General features: G+C 31.4%; 13 protein-coding genes. 5 read left to right on the top strand and 8 right to left on the bottom strand.

From position 1 onward, the window contains the following. The first annotated feature begins 224 nt into the window (after positions 1-224). Complete coding sequence (locus AC3IS5_RS08940; protein WP_489425426.1) at positions 225-1,460, top strand: IS110 family RNA-guided transposase; 1,236 nt, start codon at positions 225-227, stop codon at positions 1,458-1,460. An 887-nt stretch (positions 1,461-2,347) separates the two neighbouring features. Next, positions 2,348-2,455, top strand: a complete 108-nt coding sequence (locus AC3IS5_RS08935) for a YjcZ family sporulation protein (protein WP_489427481.1) — start codon at positions 2,348-2,350, stop codon at positions 2,453-2,455. 485 nt (positions 2,456-2,940) lie between these two features. Here the strand turns inward: AC3IS5_RS08935 and AC3IS5_RS08930 are convergent, their stop codons facing one another. From AC3IS5_RS08930 to AC3IS5_RS08920, 3 genes are all read right to left on the bottom strand, one after another. Further along, positions 2,941-3,435 (bottom strand): hypothetical protein, encoded by a 495-nt coding sequence (locus AC3IS5_RS08930; protein WP_489427480.1) that lies wholly within the window; start codon positions 3,433-3,435, stop codon positions 2,941-2,943. Between the two features lie 601 nt (positions 3,436-4,036). After that, a complete protein-coding gene (locus AC3IS5_RS08925; RefSeq protein ID WP_489427479.1) occupies positions 4,037-4,276 on the bottom strand; it encodes a small acid-soluble spore protein Tlp in 240 nt (79 codons plus the stop codon). Positions 4,277-4,445: 169 nt separating this feature from the next. After that, complete coding sequence (locus AC3IS5_RS08920; protein ID WP_489427478.1) at positions 4,446-4,850, bottom strand: hypothetical protein; 405 nt, start codon at positions 4,848-4,850, stop codon at positions 4,446-4,448. A gap of 262 nt (positions 4,851-5,112) precedes the next feature. On the opposite strand from AC3IS5_RS08920, the gene AC3IS5_RS08915 reads away from it, so the two are divergent. The 3 genes from AC3IS5_RS08915 to AC3IS5_RS08905 all read left to right on the top strand — a co-directional run bounded on the left by AC3IS5_RS08915 (position 5,113) and on the right by AC3IS5_RS08905 (position 6,730). Next, entirely contained in the window at positions 5,113-5,400 is a 288-nt protein-coding gene (locus AC3IS5_RS08915; protein ID WP_489427477.1) for a hypothetical protein, read from the top strand. A gap of 171 nt (positions 5,401-5,571) precedes the next feature. After that, entirely contained in the window at positions 5,572-6,054 is a 483-nt protein-coding gene (locus AC3IS5_RS08910) for a hypothetical protein (RefSeq protein WP_489427476.1), read from the top strand. Between the two features lie 265 nt (positions 6,055-6,319). Then, positions 6,320-6,730 (top strand): YuzC family spore coat inner layer protein, encoded by a 411-nt coding sequence (locus tag AC3IS5_RS08905; protein WP_489427475.1) that lies wholly within the window; start codon positions 6,320-6,322, stop codon positions 6,728-6,730. A gap of 304 nt (positions 6,731-7,034) precedes the next feature. On the opposite strand, the gene AC3IS5_RS08900 is transcribed toward AC3IS5_RS08905, so the two are convergent. From AC3IS5_RS08900 to AC3IS5_RS08880, 5 genes are all read right to left on the bottom strand, one after another. Continuing rightward, positions 7,035-8,183: a Ger(x)C family spore germination protein gene (locus AC3IS5_RS08900; protein ID WP_489427474.1), complete on the bottom strand. Its 1,149-nt coding sequence runs from the start codon at positions 8,181-8,183 to the stop codon at positions 7,035-7,037. Beyond that, positions 8,176-8,412, bottom strand: a complete 237-nt coding sequence (locus AC3IS5_RS08895; protein WP_489427473.1) for a hypothetical protein — start codon at positions 8,410-8,412, stop codon at positions 8,176-8,178. Before AC3IS5_RS08895 ends, AC3IS5_RS08900 begins: the two co-directional genes overlap by 8 nt. 313 nt (positions 8,413-8,725) lie before the next feature. Next, positions 8,726-10,078, bottom strand: a complete 1,353-nt coding sequence (locus tag AC3IS5_RS08890) for a PepSY-associated TM helix domain-containing protein (RefSeq protein ID WP_489427472.1) — start codon at positions 10,076-10,078, stop codon at positions 8,726-8,728. Between the two features lie 675 nt (positions 10,079-10,753). Beyond that, a complete protein-coding gene (locus AC3IS5_RS08885; RefSeq protein WP_489427471.1) occupies positions 10,754-11,269 on the bottom strand; it encodes a hypothetical protein in 516 nt (171 codons plus the stop codon). Positions 11,270-11,290: 21 nt separating this feature from the next. Continuing rightward, entirely contained in the window at positions 11,291-12,034 is a 744-nt protein-coding gene (locus tag AC3IS5_RS08880; RefSeq protein WP_489427470.1) for a hypothetical protein, read from the bottom strand. Between the last annotated feature and the right edge of the window lie 308 nt (positions 12,035-12,342).

Here is a 12,342-nt window from a genome sequence, read left to right as displayed (position 1 = left end):
AATCTGGTTGACTATTTTTTATTCAATTTATAGATTGATAGTAGCCGGGGTAGAACGGAAGCACCCGTGGGATTTAATCCCGACAACTAAACAGTTCGCCCTCTACTTGTTAACACATGATTAGGCTGGTTGGGACAAATAGATCCCGTATAACAAGCGAAGATATGAATAACAAGCTAGATAGAGGTTACCGGTCAATACACTACATGAGGAGGAGATAAACTATGAATCCAGTAGTTGGTCTGGATGTCGCCAAAGGTGAAAGTCAGGTTCAAATGTTCTTGGATAAAAAAATGCCCTATAAAAACAGTGTGAAGATTGAACATACGGTGGAAGGACTTGAAGAGTTACACTCTTATTTACTAGATTTAGAGCGTCAAACAGGATTAAAACCACCTGTTGTTTTGGAATCAACTGGCCATTATCATGCCTCAGTTGTACAGTTTTTAGAAACTAGAGAATACATTGTCATTATCGTCAATCCGCTCGTTTCATATCGAGCGAAAAGCTCTAGTTTACGAAAAACTAAAACAGATGCCATTGATGCCTATCACTTAGGTGAACTGTATTACAAAGAGGATTTAGAGCCTCAGAAAAAGCGTGGTATTCAGCTTTTAAACCTTAGGCATCTGACAAGGCAACACGAAAATATGACGGGAATTATGGTTCAAACAAAGCTACAATTCCAAGCTATATTAGATCAAGTTTTCCCTGAGTATAAAGGAGTTTTTGGTGATTTATACGCTGAGATTTCATTAAGGACTTTACAGTCCTTCCCTACATCTGAATCAGTACTAAATACAAGTGTAGAAGAGATTGCACAATTTATTGATAAGCATTGTAAAGCACGTTCGTATAAGTGGGCGTACGAAAGAGCTGAGCGATTAATCGCAGCTGCAGAACGTAACCCATTTCAGTCAACGCTTTATCAAAGCCTTCTTGTCAGTCTGAATATGTATATTGATTTACTTCAAGCGTACCGCCAACAACTTTCTACGTTAGAGCGTGAGATTGATCAATTGGCGGCACAACTCGAAGAATATGAATTAATCCAGTCACTTCCCGGTATAGGTGAAAAAATCGCAGCCACGATACTTTCAGAAATTGGGGAAATTGAGCGGTTTAATCATCCGAAAAAGTTAGTAGCCTTTGCGGGACTAGACCCAAGTGTGTTCGAATCAGGTCGCTTTAAAGGCACGAAAAATCACATTACCAAACGCGGCTCAGCTAGACTTCGCCACATGCTTTACACAGCCGTTCGTTGTTCAATTCGAGATAGCCGTAAAAAGAAAACAACAGATGAAACCATTGCACGAAATAAACGATTACGAGCCTTCTACGATTTAAAACGCGAAGAAGGTAAGCCGTATAAAGTAGCTATTATTGCTTGTGCTAATAAGCTTTTACACTGGATTTATGCGATTTTAAAAACGAAAACACCGTTCCAAGTAACTATTTAGCTACAGTATTTTCAAATAGAACAAAAACCTTCCACATTAATGAGGAGGGTTATTTGTGTTGTGCATTTTTAGTATAACATGAAGTGTTTTTCGATTAAAAATATTTTACTTGACTTTCTATTAGCTGGTTTAGTTGTAAAAGTGCTATATTTTTTTATTTCGCCCAATTGTATTTTTCTCCATTTTTAACGTTCTCACAAATGCTATAAGTAAATAAAGAAAAACTGTATACACAAGTACACCGCACATTGAGTAGATAGCTTTTAAATCTGTACTTATTGGGGGATAACCACTGTGAGCATTAAAATGATATTCTGCCCCTTCGTATCCAAACCATATACTAAATAACGTAAAGCTTAGTAAAATAAGAGCAAATATTGATTTCTTTTGAAAAACCGTTTCAATTAAACTATCTTTAAAAACTGTTATGAATTTTTTTTGCCTTTGTTCCTGATTTATAAAATTCAATCCACTTTGAAAAGGGACTAAAAAAAAGGCAATGAGTCCACTATAAACTAAAGCATTACTACAATCTCTGAATATCCCATTTAGACCTCCTATTCTTTATTATCTTTACCTTTAAGAATTCTTAAAAAAGAAAAAAGTTGAACTTTATTTTCCACCTACTTAGTTACTCCACTTAAGTTCTTCTTTCGCTTCTTTAGATTTGAGCTCTCTGCCATCATTAGCAAGCGCCATTAAATGTTTCTTGTAATCGTTACTTTTCTTCAAAAGCAGAAAACTTCCTATTTCTTATTTTTTATCGTTTATCCCTCAGAATACGTAATATAATTATTTATTTGGCAAAAGAAAATATTTATTAGATTAATGTCACCTCTCATTTTTATAACTATACATATTATAACTTGTAGAAAGGAGGGATTTTTATGGAATACGGCGGAGAATTTCGCGAACGTAACAATGGTTCAGCATTCGCTCTACTCGTTGTACTATTCATTCTTCTAATTATTGTCGGCACTGCTTTCATGTGTTAACAAAAAGGGTCACTTTTCACCGAGTGACCCTTCTAATAGTTTCTTTCCTCATATACATATATAGTTCACACTTCATTTGCTGCACATTTTCTTTCAGATATTCATTCAATATAGTGATAAAAAATAATTCCACCCTGGTATATCTGTTTTTAATAACCTTCTACCCTTTTTTCTTCAACTAACCTTCCCCGTTAGTTGAACATGTTCCCCTATTGTGGCAACGCCCTTAACCAAGTTTCGCCTTTTTTGAGGTGTGAGTGTAGTAAAGTAGTTCAGTTTATATTTACCCTCACTGGATGCTAACATCAACTCATCATCTAAAACTGATAAGGAAATTGCATAATAGTAGCTGATGAAATCATATCCGCCATTTCCAATGCTTCTGCTTCGATTTTAAAACGATAATCCATAACGAACTAATTCAAAATAATAAACTCGAAGAATAGATTCTAGGACTAACGCATTTTATGTATTTTACTCTTCCTTTATAAAACTTCAAATTCCATTTTCCTCATACGTTCTTTTCTAAATATCGCTTTGGCATCTTTATAATTAACAGGTACAATAGGACGCATTATCGCACTTAACTTAATATTCGATTCTATAACATCAACACCAGTATATTCTAACAATCTATAAAAATATCTATTTTTGTTAATAGTTACAGGTAGTATTTTCCCTAACTTAAAATCGGATATACGCGAATCATTAAACTCACACTGAATACTTACCTCTATTTCATCTCTAGCCCTAGTTTTTTTAAACTCCGTATCATGTGGTATAAATTTATTCTTACTAAGATCTTGAACTATATAAACTATATCTATCATTTTTTCTTGCGTAATCTCAAAACACTCAATACCTATAATCAAATAGTATTTCTCGTCAATTTCACTTACTTCACCAATTTTCTTAGTACTCTCAAAAGGATAAAAACGAACTTTCATTTTTCTTATTATGCCTAAATCTATATCAAGCAATAATTCCACCTCACCTATGATTTTTTATTTATTTATGAAAAGCTTGTTATATTAATTTCAATAACATATGTAAACATTATTTTGACATCAGGTTTTTCTTATGCAGAATTTCGCAATCAAATTTATCACCCTCTCTTCTACTACCTATACCCGTTATCTTCATTCTCGAATCATCTGAGAGCGTTTAGATTCATACAAATTTATAAAATTACTCGGACTTAATTTTATATCGTATTTTATTTATCGATAACCAAAAAAAGTATCTATTCTGATAATTTTATCTAATAAAAGTGGATTAGTATATACATATATTGTAAATATCTAAAAAAAATCATAAACAAGTTCAAGAATGCCAAAATAATTATAGGGATTAGTCTTCTTTCAACTATTCTTCAATTGCAGTCAAATAATAGGCATATAAAATGACTAAGTCAGAAAAAGATGGGAATCCCCCAAAGCTTTTTGTAATTAACTCAGGCACAGCTGAGTTATGCAATCATTATGTTGATAGTTTTCAGGTATTTTTTCCAACAATCTGAGTAAAAGAAAAGCTGAGATAAATGTATATAAAATACTATTATCTCAGCCTCCATCCCCCTATTTAAAACTGATTTTTTCTTTCTTCTGCTTCGGCTTTATCTTGCATTTCCTTTTTCTTGACATATAATTCATTTTTACGACGTTGATTTTTTTCTTGGAGATTTTCAAGTTCTTCTCCACTAGCAAATTCCATACTGATTTCTGCTTCACGAATATTTTTTGCCGTATTTTCAATCTTGCTTTGTACGCTTGCCGCACTATTCGATTTGTTATTGGACTTTGGAAAATGTTGTTCTTCCATTCATAGGCCTCCTCATTCATTTAATTATTACTGTATTAGTTTGTTTTTCTTTGTACACTTTATACTGTAATAAAAAAGGAAAACCAGCCTTTGATAGATTCTATAACAACTCCATACTTGATTATTATTTATAGTATCTATTTTTGGAGCGCTTGCTTGCTCTATTTAATTATTTCAACCTCTTTAATTCATTAATCTTATTTTCTATAATTGTCGCCTCTTGATTAGTCAATAACTTATCTGGAATCACATTGAAAAACAATAAATATTCATATAAACTGCTATTGTTTTCATCCAATTCAATTGCTTTTTTTGCATGGAAAAATGCAGATTGATAAGATCCATCTATGTGACATAATGGCTGAGAAAGTAATACTGAAGCAATATAATGTAATGAGGCTGTTTCATTCTCTTTAATAAGATCTAGCATAAATGAGTAAAGTACTATACTCTGAGTATTAAACCCAATTCCAAGTAACTCCTCTTCAAAGTCTTCAATACTTAAAGTATTTACTATACTTTTCGCATCCGTAAACTTTAGTGTTAGTATTAAATTTTCTAATTTATTTGCCATTTTTCCTCCCAAGTGTATAATCTATTATTTTTCCAGTAACCTCATATTTAAGTTTCTTATTGAGTATATCTTTAATTGTTTGCTCATTTAAGAAAATAATATTTTAGTAAACCATTCTCATCTTTTGGATTTAAGCTTAATAAATTGATTTTGGAGCGAACCTTACAAAGATTGTTGCTATTCAACTAACGAAGCAGTTTAGTTCAATAAAAAATGCTATAATAGCCTTAATTTCAAAACGATTTTAAGGAGTTAAACTCTTATGATTATAAAAATTGACTTTAATGATGATTTTATTCAATACATTTCTTGTTCAACAAAAGTAGGTAGGAAGATGAACAGTATTCAGGAGGACTTTCTAAATTGGATTTTTGACGAAGAAAAGAATACAGAATATTGGGCATTAGAAAACGGAGAAAGAATTCACCCAAATTATGATGCTAATGCAATTATTGACTGGTTAAACAATGTAAGATTTAAAAAAGGAATTGCAAAAGCAAAGTTAATCACCAATCCTCAATTTAAAGTAAAAAAGAAATTATATTATTAAATTGGTTCTTTAATAAAACGATAAGATTGTGAAGGAATGCACTTAAAGTAACGGAGGCTTTACTTCAATAAGGAGTAGAGCCTTTTTCTTATTGAACTAACGAGACAGTTTAGTTTAACAAGAACAACTGATAAAATAGTAATAAATTAATTTGAAAAGGTGCTGTTCTCCTTGGAACAAGTAAAATTGTATAAACTTTCACGACGTTTTATATCAACTCTAATGGGGATGGGAATGATTTTTTTATTTTTATGCTTTGTTGATATAAGAGAAATCACCTCACATATATTCACATTTATTTTCGGGCTATTTTTCTCATTTGTTTTTATAGGTTATGCTATTTATCTTTGGAGAAAAAGAAAAGAAGATAAAGGATATTTTTGGGATGATCAAGGGGTTGTAATTGACTTAGAAGGGAATAAGGTTTATTGGGATGAAATTGAAGAGATAAAACTGGTTAAGAGTAGGGTTGGAAAATCCACAGTGATTTATCCGCATTATACAAATCACGAAAAGATTAGAATCCGAAGGAAGAAAAAGATGCCAACACCTGCACATTCAATCGAATGGTTTCTAATCGAAAAGCCAAAGGAATTTCACAAAAACTTGATGAAATTCTGGGTAGAAAAAAGTAAATTGCAAAAATTGAGATAAACTCTTTCTTCGGATAACGGGTGCTTTAGTTGAAGATTCGGTTTACGAAATATAAAAAACAGAGTTTAATTTCTACGCATTTTTTTAGATTAACTCTGTTTTTTTGTTGTCCCTCAAGATTTAGTTTAGCAACAATCTTTAAGAAAACAGTCTTAATTTTAAAGGTAAATTTGATATTTTGAACCGGATGAAATTACCCCTCTTACACCTAACGTCAATTTTATTCATAAGATAAGATACACACTTTTGGTTAGGAGGAATCCAATTGTATTACAGTCCTTATCCATATGTTCTCTATGCAAATCACTATCCACAGTGGGTTGCGGCAAATCATTCTTCACCTTCTCAAATCCCTAGACAATTAGCAATGCCAACGAACCCAACAAACACCAGCACATTTCCCCCTGTAAATACTCATAAATTTAAGACTTCTGCAAAAGAGATACAGAACCTTATGCAACAAGCTCATCTGCTTGTAGATAAGATTTCAGTTTCAGAGCAATTTGCACATGATTTAATAAACGCCGCACAGCTTTCAAATAATACTGAAGTAGACAGATTAATCGCATCAACAGGAATCACCATTAAATTCGATACTAAATATACACCAGACAGTATTCGAATTAATTTGATTCAAAATGGTTGTTGTGGACTAAATATCTTTTTAAATTGGTGATTTAAGAATTTACAAAGCTAAGACCTCTTTTATTATTATCTTGTAATATCAGCATTTTTTATTCGCTACATGTAAGAACGTATGATATTGAAATCTTTCATCGAATACAACTGTTGGAATTAGTTCACTTTCAACCTCTAGGAGAAGTAGTCCTTTTAATCACATTTCCCCTTTATTTTGCTGAGCATAATCAAGATAGAATCAGTTTTTCTTTAGTGATTCTATGAACAACCAATGTGGCTCTTGCCACATTAGAACTTATGGACAAACTCATCTTATAGAAATGATCTTTATTACAAGTATGTTATTTATCGATTGTTTCTTTAAATGATTTTCTCTGAGTTTTAATTTTATTAATTTCAACTTTGAGCTTTATCGAATCTTCATTTAACTCTACTTTCCCGTTCTTCTGAAGTTTTTTCCAATCCTTTATGTTGTTACGATATAAGTACTCTGATAATCGATAAATGTCTATATCATTTTCCAATCCTTCTTCATAAGTATCTTTCACTTCTTTTTCAACTTCCTTTATTACTTCCTTTCGAATTTCATCAATTGATACTTTATCCTTAAACTCACTAATATTAAAATCCAATTTTATATGAACATTAAACTTCACTTTATCTTTTACAACAATTGGTTTCACTTTTACTTTTACTTTATCTACTACCACTGTAAAGTGTTGTTCTTCGTTTGAACCTACTTTTGACGTAACTTCTCCTCTCTTTGTATCATTGGTCATCCATTGTAATCCACTTGCCTTTTCTGCCGGGATAAAGCCTTTAAAGCTATGAGGAGAGAGTACACCAACTCCCGATAAATCAACCTCTTTTTTGGTTTCTTTTTCTGTTTTCCACTCTGATATAGTAACGAAAGGAATACCTATTTCATAATTAGGTTCATTTAGTCCAATGATCAATGTTCGAAAATTGATTGGTTTAATAAATGATTCTTGTTCATATGAATTCTCTGGATTCCCTAACTTTGACAAACTTATAGATTTATTGAGATTTGGTGTAGTCAACAGTATATCTTTCACTGGATTCTTAGTACCGTAAACCCATATTTGATATCTAGTCTCTCGATATCGAATAAAAGCGTCGATAACCTGATTAGCTCTTCCGTTTTTTAATACTTCTTCAGATAAAATAACATAAGAAAAAAAGCCCCACAGCACCATTTCATCCATTGAATGATATAAATTAAAAACCGCTTCATTAATGGTTTTACCTGAAGCATGCCCTACTTCAGCCTGCGGTACATTAGTAACGGGTTGTTCATTTTTTGCAGTAGTAGTAAAATCAATTATTTGAGCATATACCTCATACTTCCCGTCCTTATAATCCAAGCCCATCCCATTAATATATAACATTCTTTCGGGTGCTTTTACATCCCAACAGCCTGCTATGAGAGTAGTGAGTACAATAACTAATATCAATATTCTCTTATTCATTTTTGGCTTCTTTTGGACGTGATTTATCTTGAGGGACTAACATTGCTGAACGTCTATAATAGAATTTTTTGTTAACCGATATATCATCAATGAAGCTCTTCATTGGTCTTTTTAAATTGAGTGTAAACCAAAGAAAATAAACATCTTCAGACTTCGAAAATGACTGTCTCAAGCTATTAAAATCTGTTGAATCTTTGGCATATTCCATCCCACTCACTACTTTCTGCATTATTATTTTACTTAGATTTAAGAAATATTCATTTTTTGTTAGTTATCACCAATAACAAGAAATATTATAAGTAGGAATTTATAATGTTACTTTTGCTGATTTTATGTAAGTTTTATTAACTACAACTGTATCCTGGTAGTTCAATTAAAAAGCTTCGTAAAATAGAAAAAACCTTCAAGTTGTAAACTTTGAAGGTTTTCTAATTCTATATTAATAATTCTTTCGGTTATGTGTTATCCATAAATAGAAAATAATTAGTAAATGTACATCAATTTTTTCTTCACTTCAATGTTCAGAAATTGATATTCGTATTTCATATCTTTTGTTTTACCAACATGAACATTTCTACTAGTAATACTAGAAGTAGTGAGATACCGAATAGTGGCATAACAATACCCAGCAAAGTCATAATGATTAGAAATCCAATAGAAGTACCTTTTGATGTACTAGGTGGTGCGGAAAACTCACCTTTCTTTTTGCGAGATAGCCAAGTTTTAATACCCCAAAAAATGACGAAAACAAAGGCAAGACATACAATCAAATTGATAATTTTATTTGGCCATCCAAATAAATGCCCTTCATGTAAAGGAATTCCCCATGTAAACCACTTAGCTAAGATACCATAGTCATCATAGCCGACTTTAGCGATCAACTTCCCATTATAATGATCAAAGTATGATGTCATTTCATCATAAGGGCTAACATCTAATCCAGTTACGCCTGTGTTACTACTTTTAGCAACTGTATAAACTCCATCTTCAGTTGAAGGGTAGACAATTGAATATGGTTTAGAAATTTCAGCATCCTCAACTTTTTTCATCAGTTGTTGGACACTTAGCATATTTTCATTTCCGGACATATCCATTCCCGACATATTCATGCCTTTGTGAAGTGCATGTGGATCATCATTAGAAGATGCCGGTGCTGCATTTTTTCGAGTAGCCCACGGTATTTCACTCATATCAGAAGTAGGTGGGTTTACTTGTAATTCTGGATTACCAATAGATGGGTGCTCTTGTGAGGCTATATAAATGAAATTCCCCATAAAAGCCGACCAAGGTAATCCCGTAAGGATAATGACAAGCATCGGAATAGTAATAATTGTCCCTACAAGTGCATGCCATTTCTTATTTTTTTGACGAGTGGAAGCATTTTGTTTTTTCTTCAATACCTTCCCTTTAAAAGTCATGTATACACCTGTAATTAGTAGGAATATAGCCCAACAAGCAGCTAATTCAACTAGATAATTGACAACTGTTCCTCCAACAAATAATGAACTATGAACATTTCGCATGATATTTGCAAATGTATATTTCGCATTTTGGGTTCCTACGATTTGATTATTTTCATCTAAGAAAACATATTTTTCATCGCCTTCTTTATTACCCATCGTCAAACGTGTATTATATGGGTCATCAAGAACAATGATTTTAGATACTGAATACCCTTCGTTTTGCTCTTTAGCTTTAGCTATTCCCTCATCAATCGTTAACTGTTCAGAATATGTACTATCACCAAAGAAGTAATCATCATATACATTATTTTCGACATTCGTATAGAACAAAAAGCCAATTCCACTAAGCGTTAAAGTAAGTAGCAGTGGTGTAATAAATAACGCAGCATAAAAATGCCATCGCCAAAAGCGATTATATAAACCCTTATTCATTTCTTTCCTCCTAGCATCTTTATAGAACAATACTATTCTATAAAAAAAGAGTGAAATTTGAATGAAGTTTTTCAACTTTTTTTATTTATTGTCTCTAGTAATTTATGGATAATATTTCAATAGTCTTGACAAAAATAGTTTGTGAATCAAGGCTAGAAAAATTACTAACTACTCTCTAAGCATCTTTCAGGTTATTTTTCATATACTTGGCTGCTTTTAGTACGTAACTTTAAGTCTGATCGATTTTATGCGTAAAAAATATTATACTAACTATAAGTATGTCCATTTTTGGACGATCGCTCATCTTCATAAACTTATCATCTTAGAGGAGAAAAGTTGGACCGGCCTTTTTTAATCGACCAATTAGCAAACATATTTCAACTCAAAAAATAAAATAATGAATACCTAGCTGTCTAAATGTCACTGATAGAAAGGAAAATAAACGAATAATACAGTAACAGGCAGTGACACACAAATAGCAATACCCTGATAATATTACGGAACTCATGACGGTTCTACAAGTATCATTGGTTAAAAACAAAAAAGCGATCCACTCTCAAATTGAGTAGAACGCCTTTTTGTTCTTATTTTCTCTGAAATCGTATTTTTAATATTACTAACAAATTTGATAAAACAATAAGAATTAGCCTATAGAAAAAACAAAACTAAACTAAACTAAACTAACTTCTCTTTGATAAGTTCTATTTGTTTAAGTTCATAAACGTATTTTTTTAGACCTAATTCATTAACTAGTATATTAAAAAATGACTCTGAATTAGATAAAATCATGTTTAATAATAAATCTGTACTTACGAGTAATTCCTGATTATCAATTGAAATTTTCGTTTTACCATTTGTATTTTTTTCTAAACGAACCTCTATTGGCTGACTTGGATAATAAAAATTAGCTACTTCTTCATCCAAGAATTCTTCTATTGCATTCACATAATAAGCATATAGAGTAGCTAAATCATCAAAAATTGGGATTCCCCCAATTTCTTTATATCCTACTTTAAAAATTATCCCCCCCTCTAGATTTAACATGCCAGCTTCTACATATTTCTTTTTATTTGTTTTAACAACTTCCACCATAAATTCATTGTTAACTCCGCCTATGTAAGATAATGGACTATTTGTTAAATCAACTAAATCAAAAACTTCTTTTTTTAAGAAAAAATTTCTAATCTCCATTTTTCTACCTACCTAACTCCATTATTTTGGATAAAGTTGTTTAACATGTCCTTTAGTAATTCCAAGAACATATTTAACTCCTCCTACACTTCCTTCAACTTGGAATGTAGAATTTGTTCCTTTTTTCGCTAAAGTTTTCGAGTTATCTTTAGCAATCGTCATAGCAATATTTTTAACTTCGGTTACTGATAGATTGGGATTATAAAATGTTTGTGATTTCTTAACAGTCCCATTCCAATACTTTGGATGATGTCTTTCCAACATATGTTTCATATCAGTTTTTGTTAATTTAAATGAGTGACTTCCTGTTTTATACGTTGCAGTTTTAAAAGATGATAAAGCATTAGTCACTTTAGATTTAGGTGCTTTTTTAAATACTTTAGAACCCCATTTAATTACATACTTACCGCCACTAATAACAAGTCTTGCAACAGTTCCCCAAATAAAGGGTTGAACTGTATTATGCTCTGCCAATTCTATAGGAATCGAATCCCAATCAATATCATGAATACCATCAGCATTTTCTACAAATGTAATATTTTCCTGATTAATCTCTTCAAGAGTTGAAAACAATTCAGGATTTTCATCATAAGAAACAGCATTATTTTCTTCTTCAATATCTACCCAAAGAACTTCTTCTTTATTCTCTCCATTTACTACTGGTTTCTCTATTGTTTTTGCTTCCATACCAAATGTTATTGATGGTACAAAAAGCGAAAATAATAAAGAGAATGAAGTAACAATACTAATTAATTTAAGCTTCATTTTATTCACTCCAACTATTATTTATATTAATATATATAACATTTATAATAAAAAAATGAAAATTAAACCATTAATGTATATGATGTTTTAGACGCTATTAATATAATTTCTGATATTAAAGAGTTAGAATTCCATTCATATATTATGCCTCGTCTTGACCATTCCTGGTATTAATTTAATCGACAGTGTTATACGTAAAAGTATCAGCTATTACATGTGAATACGATCCAATTGGAGTAAAAACCATTTTTTAGTACGAAAAAAGCCATTCATCTAAGTTAAGGCTTGATAAATGGCAGTTAATTTTT

The organism is Viridibacillus sp. KH_047 (assembly GCF_057838945.1).
Note: the sequence above shows the minus strand (reverse complement) of the source record. Positions and strands in the feature narration are given on the sequence as shown.